This window comes from Micromonospora sp. DT68, assembly GCF_049847245.1.
Classification (GTDB): domain Bacteria; phylum Actinomycetota; class Actinomycetes; order Mycobacteriales; family Micromonosporaceae; genus Micromonospora; species Micromonospora profundi.
Window position 1 is genome coordinate 124009 of sequence record NZ_JBNCNZ010000012.1, and the last position, 18511, is coordinate 142519.

15 protein-coding genes are annotated in these 18511 nt (G+C 72.6%); 5 read left to right on the forward strand and 10 right to left on the reverse strand.

Annotated features, from left to right (window positions below; translation table 11 throughout):
• Window positions 1–2: 2 nt before the first annotated feature.
• On the reverse strand, window positions 3–1430 hold the full coding sequence (gene xylB, locus ACPXB1_RS21640) for a xylulokinase (RefSeq protein WP_355593839.1): 1428 nt from the start codon (window positions 1428–1430) through the stop codon (window positions 3–5).
• A 9-nt stretch (window positions 1431–1439) separates the two neighbouring features.
• Entirely contained in the window at window positions 1440–2627 is a 1188-nt protein-coding gene (gene xylA / locus ACPXB1_RS21645; protein WP_053653080.1) for a xylose isomerase, read from the reverse strand.
• Between the two features lie 87 nt (window positions 2628–2714).
• On the opposite strand from xylA, the gene ACPXB1_RS21650 reads away from it, so the two are divergent.
• Window positions 2715–3953: an ROK family transcriptional regulator gene (locus ACPXB1_RS21650; RefSeq protein ID WP_355593837.1), complete on the forward strand. Its 1239-nt coding sequence runs from the start codon at window positions 2715–2717 to the stop codon at window positions 3951–3953.
• 127 nt (window positions 3954–4080) lie between these two features.
• Window positions 4081–5748 (forward strand): PP2C family protein-serine/threonine phosphatase, encoded by a 1668-nt coding sequence (locus tag ACPXB1_RS21655; protein WP_355629890.1) that lies wholly within the window; start codon window positions 4081–4083, stop codon window positions 5746–5748.
• Between the two features lie 16 nt (window positions 5749–5764).
• On the opposite strand, the gene ACPXB1_RS21660 is transcribed toward ACPXB1_RS21655, so the two are convergent.
• Window positions 5765–6451, reverse strand: coding sequence for a MarR family winged helix-turn-helix transcriptional regulator (locus ACPXB1_RS21660; RefSeq protein ID WP_355593834.1), 687 nt, complete (start codon window positions 6449–6451; stop codon window positions 5765–5767).
• Between the two features lie 56 nt (window positions 6452–6507).
• On the opposite strand from ACPXB1_RS21660, the gene ACPXB1_RS21665 reads away from it, so the two are divergent.
• Window positions 6508–7638, forward strand: a complete 1131-nt coding sequence (locus ACPXB1_RS21665) for a PP2C family protein-serine/threonine phosphatase (RefSeq protein WP_355629893.1) — start codon at window positions 6508–6510, stop codon at window positions 7636–7638.
• A 10-nt stretch (window positions 7639–7648) separates the two neighbouring features.
• Here the strand turns inward: ACPXB1_RS21665 and ACPXB1_RS21670 are convergent, their stop codons facing one another.
• The 7 genes from ACPXB1_RS21670 to ACPXB1_RS21700 all read right to left on the reverse strand — a co-directional run bounded on the left by ACPXB1_RS21670 (window position 7649) and on the right by ACPXB1_RS21700 (window position 16339).
• The gene (locus tag ACPXB1_RS21670; RefSeq protein WP_355594008.1) at window positions 7649–9115 is read right to left on the reverse strand and encodes a sugar transferase; all 1467 of its coding nucleotides are present in this window, start codon (window positions 9113–9115) and stop codon (window positions 7649–7651) included.
• A 257-nt stretch (window positions 9116–9372) separates the two neighbouring features.
• Complete coding sequence (locus ACPXB1_RS21675) at window positions 9373–11127, reverse strand: substrate-binding domain-containing protein (protein WP_355593830.1); 1755 nt, start codon at window positions 11125–11127, stop codon at window positions 9373–9375.
• Between the two features lie 163 nt (window positions 11128–11290).
• Window positions 11291–12328 carry a lactonase family protein gene (locus tag ACPXB1_RS21680; protein ID WP_355629896.1) on the reverse strand — a complete coding sequence of 346 codons (1038 nt, stop codon included), beginning with the start codon at window positions 12326–12328 and terminating at the stop codon, window positions 11291–11293.
• A 146-nt stretch (window positions 12329–12474) separates the two neighbouring features.
• Window positions 12475–13077, reverse strand: coding sequence for a GTP-binding protein (locus ACPXB1_RS21685; RefSeq protein WP_355593827.1), 603 nt, complete (start codon window positions 13075–13077; stop codon window positions 12475–12477).
• A complete protein-coding gene (locus tag ACPXB1_RS21690; RefSeq protein ID WP_355593825.1) occupies window positions 13058–13444 on the reverse strand; it encodes a DUF742 domain-containing protein in 387 nt (128 codons plus the stop codon). The genes ACPXB1_RS21685 and ACPXB1_RS21690 overlap by 20 nt, the downstream gene beginning before the upstream one ends.
• Window positions 13434–13856: a roadblock/LC7 domain-containing protein gene (locus ACPXB1_RS21695; protein WP_355593823.1), complete on the reverse strand. Its 423-nt coding sequence runs from the start codon at window positions 13854–13856 to the stop codon at window positions 13434–13436. The genes ACPXB1_RS21690 and ACPXB1_RS21695 overlap by 11 nt, the downstream gene beginning before the upstream one ends.
• Complete coding sequence (locus tag ACPXB1_RS21700) at window positions 13856–16339, reverse strand: sensor histidine kinase (RefSeq protein ID WP_355629899.1); 2484 nt, start codon at window positions 16337–16339, stop codon at window positions 13856–13858. The genes ACPXB1_RS21695 and ACPXB1_RS21700 overlap by 1 nt, the downstream gene beginning before the upstream one ends.
• Window positions 16340–16719: 380 nt before the next feature.
• On the opposite strand from ACPXB1_RS21700, the gene ACPXB1_RS21705 reads away from it, so the two are divergent.
• The gene (locus ACPXB1_RS21705) at window positions 16720–17319 is read left to right on the forward strand and encodes a hypothetical protein (RefSeq protein ID WP_355593819.1); all 600 of its coding nucleotides are present in this window, start codon (window positions 16720–16722) and stop codon (window positions 17317–17319) included.
• 14 nt (window positions 17320–17333) lie between these two features.
• Window positions 17334–18446, forward strand: a complete 1113-nt coding sequence (locus ACPXB1_RS21710) for a hypothetical protein (protein WP_355629902.1) — start codon at window positions 17334–17336, stop codon at window positions 18444–18446.
• Window positions 18447–18511 lie beyond the last annotated feature (65 nt).

An 18511-nucleotide genomic window follows, 5' to 3' on the forward strand; every position in this document is an offset into this window, starting at 1 on the left:
GGTCAGCGCCTGTCGAGGACCATCCCACGCGCGGCGGCGTACTTCTCACGAACGGCGGGGACGGGCTCGGCCGCGTACTCCTCGGTGCCCTCGACCGCCCAGGTGGGCGGCGTCGGACCGCCCAGGGCGACCCAGGCGGCCTGGCGGGCAGCTCCGTCGGCGACGTATTCGCCCGGCGGCGGGACGACCACCGGACAGCCGAAGACCTGCGGCGCGATCCGGCGGACCGCCGCCGACCGTGCGCCGCCGCCGACCAGGATGACGCGGCGGGCGGTGGCGCCCTGGGCGGTCAGCGCGTCGAGGCCGTCGGCGAGCGCGCAGAGCATGCCCTCCACGGCGGCGCGGGCCAGGTGCGCGGGCGTCGACGTGCGCAGGGTCAGCCCGTGCACAGCGCCGGTGGCGAGCGGCCGGTTGGGCGTCCGCTCACCCTCCAGGTAGGGCACCATGACCAACCCGTCCGCGCCGGCTGGCGCGGAGAGCGCCAACTCGGCCAGACGGTCGAGGGTGACGCCGAGCATCGCGGCGGCGGCGTCCAGCACCCGGGCGGCGTTGAGCGTGGCGACAAGCGGCAGGAAGCGACCGGACGCGTCTGCGAAGCCCGCCACCGCACCGCTGTCGTCGGCGGCCGGCACGTCGGCGACGCTGAACACGGTGCCGGAGGTGCCGATCGAGACGATCACGTCACCCGGGCCGGCGCCGACGCCGAGCGCGGCGGCGGCGTTGTCTCCGGTGCCCGCGCCGAGCAGCGCGCCGCCCGACCCGCCCAGGTCGTCGGCCAGCTTTCCCGCCGACTCCGCCGGACCGAGCACCTCAGGCACCACCACCTGCCGGCCGAAGCCCTGCTCCAACAGGTCCAGCCGATATTCGCCGGTGGCCGGCGACCAGTAGCTGGTGCCGCTTGCGTCACCCCGGTCGGTACGCAGCGCGCCGAGCCCCGGTGCGCCTGCCAGCCGCCACGTCAACCAGTCGTGGGGCAGGCAGACGGCCGCCACCCGGGCTGCCCGCTCCGGCTCGTGCGTGGCCAGCCACCGCAGCTTGGTGAGGGTGAAGCTGGCCACCGGCACACTTCCGGTGGCCTCGGCCCAGAACCGACGCCCGGCCGCGCCGCCGCCGGCCTCCTCGATCAGGTCGGCGGCGGCGTCGGCGGAGCGTGTGTCGTTCCACAACAGGGCCGGGCGGACCACCTGCCCGGCCTCGTCGAGGCAGACCATGCCGTGCTGCTGGCCGGCCACGGAGACCGCCGCCACGTCGCCAAGCCCGCCGGCCTGATCGGCGGCGCTGCGCAGCGCCTGCCACCAGGCTTCCGGATCGACCTCGGTGCCGTCCGGGTGCGGTGCCCGGCCCTGCCGGACCAGGGCACCGGTCTCCGCGTCCCGGATGACCACCTTGCACGACTGAGTGGACGAATCAACGCCCGCGACCAGCGGCATGGCGGGGCCTCAGCGGGCGCCGAGCAGGTGCTCGACGGCGAGCTGGTTGAGCCGGACGAAGGCGAAGCCCCGGGCGGCCACCGCGTCGACGTCGAACTCCTCGAACGCGGACCGGTCGGCGCGCAGGTCGTCGTACCCCTCGCCCGGGTTGAGCGTCGGGGTGCTCAGCTCGCCGACCTTGCTGGCGGCGAGCGCCTCGACCACCTCGGGGTCGGCGCGGAACGCCGCCGCCCGCTCCTTGAGCAGCAGGTAGGTGGCCATGTTGGCGGCCGCCGACGCCCACACGCCGTCCATGTCCTCGGTGCGGGAGGGCTTGTAGTCGAAGTGCCGGGGGCCGTCGTAGGTCGGGCCGCCGTTGGGGCCGCCATTCTCCAGCAGGTCCACCAGTGCGAACGCGTTCATCAGGTCGCCGTGGCCGAAGACCAGATCCTGGTCGTACTTGATGCCGCGCTGCCCGTTGAGGTCCAGGTGGAACAGCTTGCCCTGCCAGAGCGCCTGGGCGATGCCGTGGGCGTAGTTGAGCCCGGCCATCTGCTCGTGGCCGACCTCCGGGTTGAGGCCGACCATCTCCGGGTGGGCCAACTGGGAGATGAAGGCGAGCGCGTGCCCGACAGTGGGCAGCAGGATGTCGCCGCGCGGCTCGTTGGGCTTGGGCTCCAGGGCGAAGCGCAGGTCGTAGCCCTGGTCGATGACGTACTGGGTGAGCAGGTCGACGGCCTCGCGGTAGCGGTCCAGTGCGGCCCGGACGTCCTTGGCGACGTCGTACTCGGAGCCCTCGCGCCCGCCCCACATCACGAAGGTGCTCGCGCCCAGCTCGGCGGCCAGGTCGACGTTGCGCAGGACCTTGCGCAGCGCGTAGCGGCGGACGTCGCGGTCGTTGCTGGTGAAGCCGCCGTCCTTGAAGACCGGGTGGGTGAAGAGGTTGGTGGTGACCATCGGCACCACAAGCCCGGTCTCGTCGAGGGCCTTGCGGAACCGGGCGATGTGCGAGTCGCGGGTGGTGGCGTCGACGCCGAACGGGATCAGGTCGTCGTCGTGGAAGGTGATGCCGTACGCGCCCAGCTCGGCGAGCCGGTGCACGGCCTCGACCGGGTCAAGCTCGGGGCGGGTCGCGTCACCGAACGGGTCGCGGGCCTGCCAGCCCACGGTCCAGAGCCCGAAGGAGAACTTGTCGGCGGGGGTGGGACGGGGTGCCATGAGGACCTCCGGGTGATGGTGGGGTGGCGTGGCCGGCTATTTGTTCAGCGATTGAATTATTTGCCCACCCTATGGCACTGTCAAGGGGTGAGCCCCACCCACACCCCGGCCGGCGCCGCCCGCCAAGGCAGCCTGCGCGAACTCAATCTCGCCCTCGTGCTCGGTCGGATCGCCGCCGCCGACCGCCCCCCGTCCCGCGCCGATCTGGCCACCGCCACAGGCCTGACCCGGGCCACCGTCTCCGCGGTGGTCGAGGACCTGCTCGCCGGCCAACTGGTGAGCGAGGCCGACCCGGCGCCCCGCGCCGGCGCCGGCCGACCGGCCCGCGGGCTGGTCCTGGCCGACCAGGGTCCCGCCGGGCTGGGCCTGGAGGTCAACGTCGACTACCTCGCGGTGTGCGTTGTCGACCTCGCCGGCCAGGTACGCCACCACACGGTGCACCGCGCCGACCTGCGCCCCGTGGCACCCGCCGACGCCCTGGCCCAACTGGTCACCCTGGCCGGACAGGCCCGCGCCGACGCCGCCCGGCAGGGCCTCACCCTGGCCGGCGCCGCGCTCGCCGTGCCCGGCCTCGTGGACGACGCCGGAGTGGTCCGGCTCGCACCGAACCTCGGCTGGCAGGACGTACCGGTTCCGACCCTGCTGCGGGGCCACCCTCCGCTCACCGATCAGGTGCCCGGCGTACCGGCGCTCGTGGTGGACAACGAGGCAAATCTCGCCGCGCTCGGCGAACTGCACTCCGGACCTCCCGGGCCGGCCAGCTTCCTGCACATCTCCGGCGAGGTCGGCATCGGCGCGGGCATCGTGCTGGACGGCGCGCTGTTCCGGGGCGTCCGGGGTTGGAGCGGTGAGATCGGGCACCTCCCGGTCCACCCGCAGGGGCGTCCGTGCCGCTGCGGCGGGCGTGGCTGCCTGGAGCAGTACGCCGGCCAGGAGGCGATAGTGGCCGCCGCCGGGCTGGCCCGCGCGGAGCTTCCCGCCGACACCGCCACCGTACGGCTGGCGGAGCTGGCCGAGGCCGGCGACCCGGACGCCCTGCGGGCGCTGCGCGACGCCGGCAGCGCGCTCGGTGTCGCGGTGGCAAGCGTGGTCAACCTGCTGGACCTGGACACCGTTGTGCTCGGCGGAGGGTACGCCCCGCTGGCACCCTGGCTGTGCCCTCCGGTGCTCGCCGAGATCGCCGCTCGGGTGCTCACCGCCGCCTGGTCACCGGTCACGGTCCGACCGTCGACCCTCGGCCCGGAGGCGGCCTCGGTGGGCGCCGCCGGATCGGTGGTCCGCCACATCGTGGGCCGCCCGGCCGGCTGGCTGACCCGCTCCAGCTGATCACCGGCCGCACTCTGGGTGCCCGTCACAGCGGCTCGGTACGCTTGCTGTCAGGCAAACGATCCGCGGGTGAGGAGTGCAGGAGCAGCATGCGTAGAGGGCGTCAGACGCGGGCCGGCGTCGGGCGGTGAGCACGAGCAGACGCGGCGGCGACGCCGGCCCGGTCAGCGACGAGGGGCAGACACCCCGCCGCTCTGCCCGGCAGCCCACCGGCGGTCCACTTCCGGCCGACTCGCCGTTGGCCCGCGAGCTGCTCGACGGGCTCGCCGAGGCCGTGCTGACAACCGACAGCGCCGGCCGGGTCACCCTTGTCAACGCCATGGCCGCAGAGCTGCTCCCGGAGATCGTCGCGGGCACCGGGCTGCCCGGCTGTCCGATCGCGGCGCTGGCCCGTGCTGTCACCGACGGCGCCGTGCACTTCGACGCCGAGCACCGTGGCCGGCAGCTCCGGGGCTACCGCCGACAGCTCGCCGGCAACCGGTACGCCTGGTACGTCCGGGACGTCACCGAGGAGCACGCCCGCACCGACGCCCTGCTAGCCGAGCGCTCCCGCACCGCGTTCCTCGCCCAGGCCGGCAGCCGGCTGGGGCTCTCCCTGCACCGCGACCAGACCCTGCGGGTCACCACGACCCTCGCCGTGCCGTACCTGGCCGACGCCGCAGTGGCGCTGCACCGCCCGCCGGCCGAGCCGTACACCCGCTGGACCCGGTACACCGAGGGGGCACCCGCGCCCGTCACCGGGCGCGTCGGGCCGGAGCTGACCGCCGTCGTCCCCGGCCTCGCCGAGGCGCTCGACGGCACGCTCGTCGAGCCGGGCCTGTGGCGGGACGTCACGTCCGACGGCCTGGCCCCCGTACTGCCGTCCGACTTCGGCCCGCCCGGTGCCGTGCTTGTCTGCCCGATGCGCGGCGCGGGCGGCCCGGCCGGCGCCCTGCTGCTGATCCGACGCAGCGGGCGGGCCGGGTTCGAGCCGCGCGACATCGAGCTGGCCCGCGAGTTCGCGGCGCGAGCGGGCGCGGCACTGGCCACCGCCGAGCTGTACGGCGAGCAGGCCCACCTGGCCCGCGTGTTGCAGACCAGCCTGCTCCCGCCGGAGCTGCCGACGGTGCCCGGCGTGAGCATCGCCGGGGGCTACCGGTCCGCCGGGGACACCCTGCGCATCGGCGGCGACTTCTACGAGGTGTTCCCGCACTCGCGCGGGGCGCTGTTCGCGCTCGGCGACGTGTGCGGCAAGGGCGTCGGCGCGGCCGTCCTGACCGGCCGGGTCCGCCAGTCGTTGCAGACGTTGCGGCTTGTCGAGCAGCGCCCGCTGGAGCTGATCCACCTTCTCAACCGGGCGCTCTTCGACGCTCCCGAAGCGGCACGGCGCAGCCAGTTCACCACCCTGCTGCTCGGCTCACTGGAGCGCGGGCCGACAGGGGTGGACATCCGGATCGCCGGCGGCGGCCACCCGGCTCCGCTGCTTGTCACCGCCTCCGGCTCGGTCACCCCTGTTCCGGTCGGCGGGATGCCTGTCGGCGCGCTCGCCGACGCGCGGTTCGCCGAGACCCGGGTGCATCTCGGCCCGGGTGACCTGCTGCTCGCGTACACCGATGGGGTGACCGAGGCGCACGGCGGGCCGATCGACGTGGAGATGTTCGGCGAGCACCGGCTGCGCGCCGCGCTCGCCTCGGCGGCCGGGCTGCCGCCTGCGGTGCTTGTCGACCGGCTGCTCCAGCTCGTGGACGAATGGCTGGGCGGGCAGGCCCACGACGACATCGCAATGCTTGCGGTGTGCGCGTCGACGCCGACGTGACCGACCTCCGGTCGGCTCAGGCGGTCCGGGCCACCGGCGGGTCGCCCGCGGGCCACTCGCGAGGGCTGCCTACCTGTCGATCGGTGTCTGTCGGCCCGCCCTGTCGCATCGTGCGCGAGGGCCGGTCAGGGTCCGCCGGCCAGTCCCTCGCCCGGCCGGTGGGTCGGTCCGGATCACGCGGCCACCCGGCCGGGTCGTCCGGCTCGTCCCTGTCGGCTGGCCAGTCGCCGGGCGTCGGTGTGCTCTGCGCCTGCTGCCGGCGGGCGGCCTCATCGAAGTCCCGAACCCCGCGCAGCAGGGCGGCGCGACCCGCGGCGCTCATCTCGGCCAGGACAGCGGCGAGCCGCGCCTGGCGGTCGGCCCGCAGCTCCGCGAGGAGCCGACGTGCCTCCGGCGTGAGGTGCAGGGATATCTCCCGCCTGTCGAAACGGCCCGGCTCGCGTTCAAGCATTCCGGCGGCGACCAACCTGTCGCAGAGCCGGCTGGCGGAGCTGAGCAACATGTCGAGTTGGGTGGAGAGCCGGCGCAGGTTGATCCCGTCGTGGTGCTCGACCACCATCACAGCCCGTAACTGGACTCCGGAGAGCCGGTTGGCGGTCGCCTCCCGGGCGGAATCCCACACGCTCAGCAATGCACCCGCCGCCGCGTCCAACGCGGCGGCCATACTCGTCTCGGGGTCCGGTGGACCGGGCAGTTCGGCCATGGTGGCCCGAGACTACTCCGAACCCGCTGGTAGTTGAGCTTGATCAAGGAGCCCTGATGAACGAACCGGTCAATCGGGCACGACGTACCCTCAATGAGACACCCGCCGACCGCCTCGTGAGCGGGGTCGGGGAGGTTCTCGCCGAGGCGTACGGGATCAGCGAGGTCGAGCTGTACCAGGTCGACTATCGGCTCTCGGAGCTACTGCCGCTCACCGAGGGTGACTCCCTTCGAGGTGCGGGGCACCCCGCGTGGCGGGCTTTCGACCACCAGTCGCCAGTGCGGGTCGACGACACCGTCTGGTTGCCGGTCAGCATGCGCGGCGAGCGTCGCGGCGTACTGCGCGTGGCGCCGGTGCCGGACGACCCGACCGTGCTCGCAGACCTGGCCGAGATCGCGACCGCGCTCGCCCACGAACTGGACGCCGTATCCCCCGGCACCGACGTCTACAGCGCCGCGCGACGCAGTCAGCGGCTCACCCTGGCCGCCGAGATGCAGTGGGACCTGCTGCCCGGCCGCAGCCGGATCAGGCCGTCGTTCAGCCTCGCCGGGCAACTGGAGCCGGCGTACGCGGTGCGGGGCGACGGCTTCGACTGGTCCGACGACGGGCAGCGGCTCTGGCTGTCCACAGTCAACGGGACCGGCGAAGGTGTCGCGGCGTCCCTGCTCACCTCGCTCGCCACCCACGCGCTCCGCAACGCCCGCCGGGCCGGGCTGAGTCTGGCCGACCAGGCGGCCCTCGCCGACCAGGCCATCTACGACGAGTACCGGGGCAAGCGGCACCTGTCCGTGCTGCTGCTGGAGCTGGACCTGCGGTCCGGGACGATGACAGTGGTGGACGCGGGCTCACCTCGGCTGGTCCTGCTGCGCGGCGGCGAGGTCACCGAGCAGCCACTGGAGGCGCAGTTCCCGCTCGGCATGTTCGAGGCGACCGACTACCGCGAGCAGACGTTCACGCTGGAGCGCGGCGACCGGCTGTTCGTGGTCAGCGACGGGGTGGTGGATGCCGCCGGTCAGGATGTGCGCTACGGCGAGACGGCACTCGACAGGTTCCTGCGACGGACCGGCCCGATGGAGCCGCTGGAGGCGGTCCGCTCACTGATCGGTGACCTGCGCGCGTTCGTGGCCGGCGACCTGATCGACGACGCGGTGGTGGTCTGCCTCGACTGGACCGGCCCGCAGCCCTGACCTGCGGAGGTCAGTAGGCGCCGCGACTGTTGAGCACCGCGCCGAAGGTCTTCCAGAGGATGGTGAGGTCGGCGGCGAGCGACCAGTTCTCCACGTAGTAGAGATCGAGTCGGATGCCGTCCTCCCAGCTAAGGTCGGAGCGCCCGCTCACCTGCCACAGCCCGGTCATGCCGGGCTTGACAAGCAGTCTGCGGGCGACATCGCCGTCGTAGCGGGCCACCTCCGAGGGCAGCGGCGGGCGCGGCCCGACCAGGCTCATCTGACCCAGTAGCACGTTGACGAGCTGTGGCAGCTCGTCAAGCGACCACTTGCGCAGCAGCCGGCCGACCCGTGTGACCCGGGGGTCGTCGCGCATCTTGAACATGAGGCCGTCGGTCTCGTTGCGGGCGGCCAACTCGGCGAGCAGCGCGTCGGCGTTCACCACCATGGTCCGGAACTTGTAGACCCCGAACTCCTTGCCGCCCCGGCCGACCCGGGTCTGCCGGAACAGCACCGGACCCCGGCTGTCGAGTTTGATGGCGAGCGCGATGACCGCTATGAGCGGCAGCAGCAGCGCAAGGGCTACCGACGACACCGACCGGTCGACGAATCCCTTCACCAGCTTGCGCGCACCGCGGAACTCGGGTGCCTCGACGTGGATCAGCGGCAGCCCTGCCACCGGGCGGGTGTGGATCCGGGGGCCGGCCACGTCGGTGAGCGCGGGTGCCACGACGAGGTCGACGCCGGTGCCCTCCAACTGCCAACCGAGCCGGCGCAGTCGGGCGGCGGTCAGCTCGCCGGAGGCGGTCACGGCCACCGTGTCCGCGCCGATCGCGGTCGCGGCCTCCGGGATGCCCCGGAACGACCCCACCACCGGTACGTCACCGAGACGCTGCGCCACCGGTGCCAGCAGCGCGTCGGGGATGCACGCACCGACCACCTGATAGCCGGCGTACGGCTCCCGGCGCAGTGTGTGCACCAACTCCAGAACATGGGCGGTGTCACCGACCACGAGCACCTTGCGGGACCAGCCGAACCCTCGGGACCGTGCCCGGTGCAGACGTTTTCGGGCGGCGAACCGGGCCACTTCCAGCCCGACGGTGCCCACCGCGAACGAGATGCCGAGGAACCCCCGGGAGACCCCGACGTCGGCGATGTATCCGGCGATGGCGATCGCCCCGGCCAGCCGCAGGCTCGCGGAGTTGACCCGCCGGTACTCGTCCGCCCCGTAGCCGATCACCCGGTCGTCGTAGCAGCCGAGCGCCTTGAGCGAGACCAGCCAGGCAAGAACCAACCCGGGTGCCACAAGCACGTAGGGGATCTTCGAGCCGCTCGGCTCCTCGTCACCGAAACGCGCGACGTACCCGACGAGCAGGGCGATTGTGAGAATGGTGGTGTCCAGAACCACCAGGACCCGGATGTAGGACCGTTCGTCGGCGCGGGCCATCAGCCCGGCCGGACGGCCGTCCGGCTTCGCGGACGTGCTGGCGGGGGTCATCAGTGTCGTGGCGGTCACTGGCCCTCCCCACTCTGTTCAGGTCGACCCGGCCGACTGGTCGCACCGAGGCGGACCGAGAAACCGGGGCGACCGGGGCGGACCGACAATGCCGGGACACGTCGACATCCTGCCCTGATAACTATGACTGCCGATTGATTCCGACGTATTGCCGTCACTTTTCTTCAACCCTGCGGTTACAAAAGGGGCCCGCCGTACCGGATCGGCGGTCCGGCAGGCTCCCTGTGCTGTGCGTCGGCTCAGCGCGGCGCCGGGGGGCGGCGGGCGATGGCGCTGAGGAAGATGCTGCCGATCTCACTCGGGTCCTTGGTGACGAAGACGTCACCACCGGTGACCTTGGTGATCGACTCCAACTCGGCCTTGCTGACGCCCTCGCCGATGCCGATCATGATGACCTGAACAGGACGCTCCGGGTCGGCGATCTGCTTCAGCTTGGCCAGCAGCTGCTGCTGGTTGAGGCCGTTGTCGTCCTCGTTCTTGCCGTCGGTGAACAGCACTATCGAGTTGACGCGGCCGGGCTGCCAATCTTCCTGGACCGCCTGGTAAGCGGCCAACATGGTGTCGTAGAGGCCGGTGTCGCCGCTGGACGGCTTGATCGTACCGAGGGCCGCCTCGAGCTGACCGCGCTGGCTCGACAGCGGGCCGATGGGAACCAGCTCACGGTAGTCGCGGTTCCCGACGAGTTTGGTGGAGAAGGTCCACAGGCCGATCGCCCAGGAGTCGTCGAAGAGGCCGAGGCCGCGACGTGCCGCGTCAACGGTGACCTCCTCGCGGCTGCGCCTGTTGGCGCTTGGCACCTCTTCCTTCATCGAGCCGGAAACGTCGATGACGCAGAGCATGCGGCCGGACTGGGTGGCGATCGACCAGCTGGAGACGACACGCTGTATCGCGGCCGGGTCGAGGCCGCCTGCCGCCGTGCCGCCTGCCGCCGGCTCCGACGGCGCGGTACCCGACGGGCTCGGGGCACCTTGCGGCGCGTGGAAACCGGCACCCCAGTTGCCGTCCGGCCCGCGCAGCGACTGCGCCGCCAGCCGGTCCCGGAACTTCGGGGCGGTGAGCAACTCGAACAGCACCTTGGCCGCCGACGCCTTGGTCGGTTCGATGCCGGGCAGCACCGCGTACGGGTAGTCAAGCGGCATCGGGGCCGGCTCCATGTAGAGGGCGGCGAGCGGCACCGGCGGCTGCTTGCTGTTGTAGGCGATCACGTCTTCCTCGGACAGCGCCGCCGCACCGAGGCCACTCGCGATGGAGGTCGGGTCCGTGGCGGTCGGGAAGCGCGCCACGAGGTCGCTGCGCAGCGACGACCGGCCCGTGGCAAGCGCCCGCAGCGCACCGACGGTGTTGCGTTGGGTGTCGCCGCCCGCCGCGCTGGCGGCCGCCGTCAGCGAGAGCAGACCGGACAGACCGGCGGCGTCCCGGGTGGGCTCGACGATCCCGGTACGCAGTGGCTTGCTGCTGTTCACCTGCTTGAGGAGGTCCGCCCAGGTGAACTTCGCGTCGGGCCAGCCCAACCGGGTGGCCACCGGCTCGGGCATGGCCACGACGACGGGGCTGCGGGCGATGGAAGCGCCGTTTGTCGGAGCGAAGGCTGTCGCGTCCTTCTTGAGCCGCAGCAGCCAGGTCGACGAGTCCGGCACCCAGACGTCCGGGGTGACGGCGGTGCCGCTGGCCTGCCCGACACCGGCCAGGACGGCGCCGTGCTTCGCGGCCACCACTGCGGCCACGTCGACCGGGTCGGACGCCGAGACGTCGACGCGGATGCAGGTGGGGCCGACAGCGGCACCGTCCTTGACCCACTGGGCGGCGGCGGCGTCGACGGCGGGCGCGAGTTCGGCGGCGACCGCCACCGCGAGCCGGATCTCCCCTGAGCAGTTCGGCTGGATCAGCTCCCTGTAGCCGAACCACGCGCCGGTGGTGACGACGAGAACCGTCGCCATCGATCCGACGACGGCGAGGTGGAGTTTCGAACGCATGCGATGGCGGCCTGCTGACACGCTGACCATCTTGCGTATTAGGTGCCGTCTCTGCCACAACCGTTCGGACTAAAGTTACGCAGGAGAAACAGTTGATCACCGTTTAGCGACACAGAGTGATGAAGCGGTCCCGAGCCGTCGTCAAATCGGCATCGTCTTCACGTCTCGCCACAGATGATTCGGCTCACGGCAGCACACAGGTCGGGCTCGGCACCGCCACGGGCTCGCCGACCGGTGCCGGAATGCCGGTGCTCGCGTCCAGCCGGAAGACCCGCACCATGTCCGCGCGCTCGTCGGCGACGTACAGATGCGTGCCGATCAGCACGAAGTGCCGGGGCCACTCACCGCCGGTGTCCACCTCGGCCACCAACTCGGGCAGCTCGCCGGCCAGATTGAAGACGGCGATGGTGCCCACCCCGCGATTGGCGACGTACAGGAAACGGCCGTCCGGGCCTACCGCCACCTCCGACGGCTGGACGTGCCCGGTCCGGTCGCTCGCGTCGACCCGGCCACGCTGGTGCAGCGCCCCGTCGTCGTCAAGCTCGTACGCGGTCACAGTGGCGTCCAGCTCGCCGACCAGGTAGCAGCGCCGCCCGTCGGGGTGGCGTGCCAGGTGCCGTGGCCCGGTGCCGGGCGCCGTGCGCGTCCGTGGCCCGCGCGGCGTCAACCGACCGCTCGCGCCGTCGAGGTCGTACCTGTAGACCGAGTCGGTGCCCAGATCCACAGCGAGCAGCGGTCCCGCGCCCGGGTCCGGGGAGACCATGTGGGTGTGCGCCCGGTCCTGGCGGTCCGGGTCGGGACCGTGCCCCTCGTGCACCACGAGGTCGGTGCGCTCACCGGGCACGCCCTGCGCGTCGAGCGGAAAGACGGCGACGCTGCCGCCGCCGTAGTTGGCCGCCACCAGGTGCCCGCCGTCGGGCAGCACCGCCAGGTGGCAGGGCTCGGCGCCACCTGTCGAGCGGCTGCCGAGCGGGTCCAGCGTGCCGTCGGGCCCGACCCGCCAGGCGCTGATCGCCCCGTCGGTCACCTCGTTTACCGCGTAGAGCACCGGCTGGCGGGGGTGCCGCGCCAGGAACGACGGGGACTCGGTGACCGCCACCGTGCCCAGCGGGGTCAGCGCCCCGGTGGCCGGGTCCCGCAGGGCCGCCACGATGCCGCTGCCGCGCCCTCCGCCCTGCGCCGTGTAACCGCCGATGTGGACGACCTCGCCCTGACCACTCACGCCCCACCCCTTAGCCGGCACTCTCGGTAGATCCAATCAGAGCTGCCCACGATGCCGGCCCGCTAACCAGCTTTCCGGGCCCGGATCGCCGACCATCGGCTCTCCGCGCGCGCTGACCGCCGATCCGCCGCCCGCGCGGCGGCCGCTCAGGCGGCCGGCACCGGCTCACCACGCTGGCGGGCCACGTGCTCGACCAGGGAGATCAACACCAGCTTGCCGGACTGCCGGTCCCGGGCGTCACAGAGCACCATCGGTACGTCCGGATCCAGGTCCAGCGCCCGACGTACGGTCTCCAACTCGAACCGGCGGGTGCCGTCGAAGCAGTTCACGCCAACCACGAACGGGATGCCGCGCTGCTCGAAGTAGTCGATCGAGGGGAAGCAGTCGGCCAGCCGCCGCGTGTCGGCGAGCACCACAGCGCCGAGCGCGCCGAAGGCCAACTCGTCCCAGAGAAACCAGAACCTGTCCTGGCCCGGCGTGCCGAAAAGATAGACCTGGAGGTCCTCGTTGATGGTGATCCGGCCGAAGTCCATGGCGACCGTGGTGGTCGACTTGCCCTCCACGCCGGAGGTGTCGTCGGTGCCGATCCCGGCCCCGGTCAACACCTCCTCGGTCTGCAACGGGCGAACCTCACTCAACGCGCTCACAAGCGTCGTCTTGCCGGCACCGAAGCCTCCGGCGATGAGGATCTTCAGTGCCAGCGGGATGGTGGTACGAGTGCCCGCATGGTCATAACGCACGGAGTCCACTGACCACCGCCTTGAGGATGTCGTCGTCGGGAAGGTTGCCGTCGGCCGGCGGCTCGTGCACCGCTACCAGGCCCTGAGCGAGAAGGTCACCGAGCAGCACCCGGATCACCCCGACCGCGAGGTCCAGCTCGGCTGCCAACTCGGCCACCGATACCGGCTGGCCGGCGAGCGCGACAAGCCGCCGGTGCTCCGGGAGCAGCTGCGGGTGGGCTGCCGGGTCGAAATCCGAGGCGGCCAGGACGAACGCGACCAAATCGAACCCGACGGCGGAGCGTACCCGGCCGCCGGTGAGCGTGTACGGGCGCACGACCGGGCCCGCGTCGCCGTCCAGCCACTCGTGCTGGGGCGCGGGCGGCTCAGCCCGCATCACCGGCACCCGCCGACGGCCGGGCCGGCGCACTGAGGTTCTCCCCCACACGGATGACAAGCATCGCCATCTCGTATGCCACCAGGCCGATGTCCGCGTCCGCGTCACTCACCACGGCAAGGCAGGCACCCTGCCCGGCGGCGGTGACGAAGAGGTACGCCGACTCCATCTCCACAACGGTCTGCCGGACCGGACCGCCGTCCACGTGTCGGCTCGCGCCCCGGGCCAGGCTGGAGAAGCCGGCGGCGAGCGCGCAGAGGTGCTCGGCGTCGGAGCGGTCCAGCTCGGTCGAGGAGCCCAGCAGCAGCCCATCGGCGGAGAGCACCACCGCCTCCCGGGCGGCCGGCACCCGTTGCACCAGCTCGTCGAGCAGCCAGTCGAGGCTGGCGCCCTGCTTCGTCGTCTGCCGCACTAGGCGTTCCTCTCAGTCTCGGTCGGGGGTTCGGTGGTGTCCCGGTCCGCAACGGCGTGGTCCGCCGGAGCTGCCGGGGTCGCTTGAGCCGTCGAAGACACCGGGGTCACCGGAGCCGTCGGGACGGGCGCGGCGGGCCCGGTCGCGGGTGCCGCATCTCGCTGGGCTGCCGCATCTGGCTGGGCTGCCGGGGGCGGCGGGGCGCCGGTGGCCCGGCCGCGGGCGGTTCCCGCCTGAAGTGCCGCCATGACCCGGCGTACCTCCTCCGGTGACCGGGGCGACGGCGCATCGGCGGCCGTCGACCGGGGCACTGCGGCGGGGGTACGCCGTCGCACCCGGCGCGGCAGCCCGTCCAGGTCGTCAGTTGTCCCGTCCGAGGACGTCCCCTCGACGCCCGGCCCGGTCGTGCCCGGTCCCTCGTCTGCGGGGGAGTTGGCGGCCGACGCGTCCGGGCCGTGGGCGGGCGCTGCGGTGGCGGACGGCCCGGTGGCGGCCGCGGGCGGGCGGGCACGGTTGGGCCGGGGTCGGGGCACTGTGGCCCGGCGGGGTCGCCGTTCGCCGGGCGCGGAAGTCGGCGCGGCGAGGTCGTGTCCGGCCGGCGGCTCGGCGGTGACCAGGTCGCTGGGGATGAGCACCACGGCGGTCACCCCGCTCTCCCTGCCGGGGCGCAGCCGGACCCGTACCGCGTGCCGTGCCGCCAGTCGGGCCACCACGAACAGGCCGAGTCGCGCGCTCTCGGTCGGGTCGAACTCGGGCGAGCTGGCCAGCCGGGTGTTCGCGCCCTCCAGTGCCGCCTCGGACATCCCCAGCCCCTGGTCGGTGATCTCCAGGGCGTACCCGTTGGCCACCTGCTCCCCCGTCACGGTGACCCGGGTGTCCGGCGGCGAGAAGGCGGTAGCGTTCTCGATCAGCTCGGCCAGCAGGTGGATGACGTCACCGACAGCCCGGCCGAGCACGCCGGCCGGCTGCACGACGGTGATGTCCACCCGGTCGTACGCCTCGACCTCGGAGATCGCGCCGCGAACCAGGTCGACAATCGCCACCGGGTTGCGCCATCCCCGACCTGGCGCGGAGCCGGCGAGAATGACCAGGTCCTCGGCGTGCCGACGGAGCCGGGTGGCGAGATGGTCCACCTGGAACAGTTCAGCAAGCTCGTCCGGGTCCTCGGCGCGTCGCTCCATTCGGTCCAGCAGGTGCAGCTGCCGGTGCACCAGGCCCTGGCTGCGCCGGGCGATGTTGAGGAACACCTCGTTGAGGCCACGGCGCAGGGTGACCTCGTCCACAGCGGCCTGGACGGCGGTGCGCTGCACCTTGGTGAAGGCCCGCCCGACCTCGCCGATCTCGTCGTGGCCGTACTCCAGTGGCGGCGCCTCCCGTGCGACGTCGACAAGCTCGCCGCGGCGCAGTCGGGTCACCACGTCCGGCAGACGATGCTCGGCCAGCTCGAGCGCGGCGGTACGCACCCCACTGAGGCGCCGGACCAGCGTGCGGCCGACCCGCACCGCCACCAGCACCGAGACCACCACGGCGACGAGTCCGAGCACACCGGCGGCGGCCAGCCGGAGCAGGATCCGGACGGCCATCGGCACCGAGCGGTCGGTGAGCCCGTCGGCCTCGGACAGCTCGAAGTCGCGCAACTGCTGCTGTACGGCGTCGTGGCTGGCCTGCCATGACGCCGCGTCCACCGGTGGACGTCCGGTCCGGCTGGCCCCGATCAACGCGTCCTGCATGGCGCGCAGGCTTGTGAAGTCCGGAGTCTCGGTAAGCCGTTGGTACGCGACGCGCCCGGCCTCGGGCAGGTCGGCGACCGCGCTCTCGCTGAGCCACCGCTGGTTGCCGATGGCCTGCACGAGCTGGGTGTGCTCGCCGTCGGCGAACCGACCGGCGGTCAACGCGCCGGCCAGCAGGGCGTCGGTCTGGCCGAGCAGTTCCCGGGAGCGACCCAGCGCGGTGAGCGCCAGCGCCTGCCGGTTGATGTCGGGGTCGGGCAGGTCCGCCATGGCGGAGAACGCCTGGAAGGCCGCGGTGACGATGCCACTGTAGAGGCCGAGCGCGCCAGCACGGTCCATCATGCGGTCGTCGATGAAGTTCCGGCCGCTCGGCAGGGCCGCCAGTGCGGTGACCAGCCGGTCGATCCGGTCCTCCAGGACCTCGTCGGCGGCGTCGCGCAACGCCTGTCCGTCGATCCGGCGGCGCAGCTCGGCGACCGCCCGGTCGGTGCGCTGGCGTTGCTCGACCAGTGCCGGCAGCTCGCTGGTGCCGGCGAGCTGCACCACCGACAGCCTGCGTTCCCGTTGCAGCTCGGTGACCACTGCCTCACCGGGGCGGCCCAGGTCGTACAGCAGGGTGCGCGCGGAGAGCAGGTCCAGGGCCGGGCCGAAGGTCAACGTCGTCGCGAAGATCCACAGTGCCAGCAGAGCGGTCACCGGCGCGACGACCAACGCGGTCAGCTTCGAGCGGATCGGCCAGTCGCGGGTTCTCATCAGACCTCGCCCGTACAGGGGTGGCAGGAGGGCGCCGGCACCGCCGGGCAACGCGCTCGCCGGGTGCGCGCCCGACCGTCCAGGTCGGGTGCCGGCGCGGGCGCCTTGGGCAGGATACGTAATCGCGCGCCGATGCACTACCGCCCGTCGCGTGGGCATCGACGCTACGGAATGCAACACCTGTGGACGCCCTCAGCGGCGGCCTCGCGAACTCGGCGCGGATCAGGTTTGATCGCGCGCCGCGCCGTGTCCCCCGGTCGCGTTTCGCCCTGCAACGCCCTCGCTAGGCGAAACGGGACGCGGATCGGTGCGGAAAGTGCCTCGGATCGGGATTGGCGATCAGTACGCGGAGGGAATACCAGGTAAGGAAGGAGGAGCCCATGTCGTCCACGCAGATAATCGTCATCGTCGTCGTCGTGCTGGTGATCGCAGCACTGGCCGTGGCTGCGCTGTCGGTCAGCCGCCGCCGCAAACTACAGAGCCGGTTCGGGCCGGAGTACGACCGGGTGGTCCAGGAGCAGGACAGCCGGTCCGCCGCGGAGCGCGAACTGCGCGACCGGGAGCGCCGGCACGCCGAGCTCACGCTCACCCCGCTCAGCCCGGAATCCCGGGCCCAGTACGCCGCGGCCTGGGAGGAACTCCAGATCCGCTTCATCGACTCGCCCGGCGACACAGTGGGCGACGCGGATGAACTCGTCACCCGACTCATCGAGGAGCGGGGCTACCCGACCGGGGACTTCTCCGACCAGATCGCCCACCTCTCCGTCGATCACGCCCGCACGCTCACCCACTACCGGGACGCGCACGAGATCCACCTGCGCAACTCCCGGGGCGAGGCCAGCACCGAAGAACTGCGCCAGGCTGTCGTGCACTACCGGGCTCTGTTCGCCGACCTGCTCGGCGAGGAGCCGGTCGGTCAGCACGCACCCGAAGAGCAGCACCACCACCCGGACACTCCGCACGACGCCACGAGCCGCTGAGGAGGCCACCACCCATGCGCCAGGAAGAGCAGGTGACCAACGCCCACCCGGAGGCCGTCCGGTCCACACCGGTACCCGTGCCGCCGACCGACGACCGAACCGACAGGAATGACCAGACCGACCTGACCGACAGGGACTACCGCTCGGACGCGTCCGAGGGCACTGTGGACGACCGGGACGCCTTCGACGACGCCGAGCGCGACCCCACCGCCGAGCACGAGCGGGCCGACGACGTCGACCCGGACCTGCACGACGTCGACGACGAGGCGGCGGACGACCGACGCCACCGCGCGGACGACCGGCACACCGACCCGACGGACGACCGCGACGACGAGGGCGGGTTCCACGAGCCCGGCCCGCTGCCGACCGCGTTCGGCGCTACCACTGTGGGGGACGCTGTGGCCGCGTCCGCGCTGGCCAGCCCGCATCCGCAGGACCAGCCCGACCCTCGGGCCGAGCGGACCGCCGAGCCCGGAGACGGCGCCGAGGACGGCGAACGGGTGGGCCTGACCGCCGATCCCACCGCCGAACTGCACCGCCGGGACGGCGGCCCGGAGACCGACCGGGACACCGACCTGGATCCCGACGCCGACGACCAGCACGTCGACGCCGACGGTTCCACCCGTACGGTCGTACCGGCGGGGAGCACTGACGGTGCGGCCGAGCGCCGCGGTGACCTGACCGACTGGGCCGGTGACCCGGACGCGACGGCGGCCGGCGCGGCCGACTACGGCAGTGCCACGCCGGAGATGGTCGACCCGGACGCGGACGCCGAAGTGGTGCCCGTCGTCGCCGGCACCACCTCCTCGCTGGAGTCGGCCGGAACGTCGCGGCCCACCGGGTCGACGGTGGCCGCCGAGCCGGCGACGCTCCTCGAAGCGGACACGGCGCAGGGATTCCGGGACCGCTGGCGCGACGTGCAGTTGCGGTTCGTGGACGACCCGCACGCGGCGGCCGGTGAGGCGCAGTCGCTGGTCGAGGAGGCCATCCAGGCACTCTCCTCGGCGCTTGCCGCCCAGAAGAACAAGCTGGGTGGCTGGCAGGACGCCGGCTCGGCGGACACCGAGCAGCTGCGGATGGCTGTCCGCAACTACCGGGACTTCCTGGACCGCGTCCTGGGTCGCTGAGTTACGCACGGGCGCCCCGGTCGATCATCGACCGGGGCGCCCCCGTATGTCCGCCCGCCCGTTGC

Bases quoted from the DNA above. Each gene is read 5' to 3' on its own strand.
- ACPXB1_RS21710 (WP_355629902.1), top strand. From the start codon at position 17,334: ATGCGCCAGGAAGAGCAGGTGACCAACGCCCACCCGGAGGCCGTCCGG.
- ACPXB1_RS21660 (WP_355593834.1), bottom strand. From the start codon at position 6,451: ATGGCCGAACTGCCCGGTCCACCGGACCCCGAGACGAGTATGGCCGCC.
- ACPXB1_RS21700 (WP_355629899.1), bottom strand. From the start codon at position 16,339: ATGAGAACCCGCGACTGGCCGATCCGCTCGAAGCTGACCGCGTTGGTC.
- ACPXB1_RS21665 (WP_355629893.1), top strand. From the start codon at position 6,508: ATGAACGAACCGGTCAATCGGGCACGACGTACCCTCAATGAGACACCC.
- xylA (WP_053653080.1), bottom strand. From the start codon at position 2,627: ATGGCACCCCGTCCCACCCCCGCCGACAAGTTCTCCTTCGGGCTCTGG.
- ACPXB1_RS21670 (WP_355594008.1), bottom strand. From the start codon at position 9,115: ATGACCCCCGCCAGCACGTCCGCGAAGCCGGACGGCCGTCCGGCCGGG.
- ACPXB1_RS21705 (WP_355593819.1), top strand. From the start codon at position 16,720: ATGTCGTCCACGCAGATAATCGTCATCGTCGTCGTCGTGCTGGTGATC.
- ACPXB1_RS21690 (WP_355593825.1), bottom strand. From the start codon at position 13,444: ATGCGGGCTGAGCCGCCCGCGCCCCAGCACGAGTGGCTGGACGGCGAC.
- xylB (WP_355593839.1), bottom strand. From the start codon at position 1,430: ATGCCGCTGGTCGCGGGCGTTGATTCGTCCACTCAGTCGTGCAAGGTG.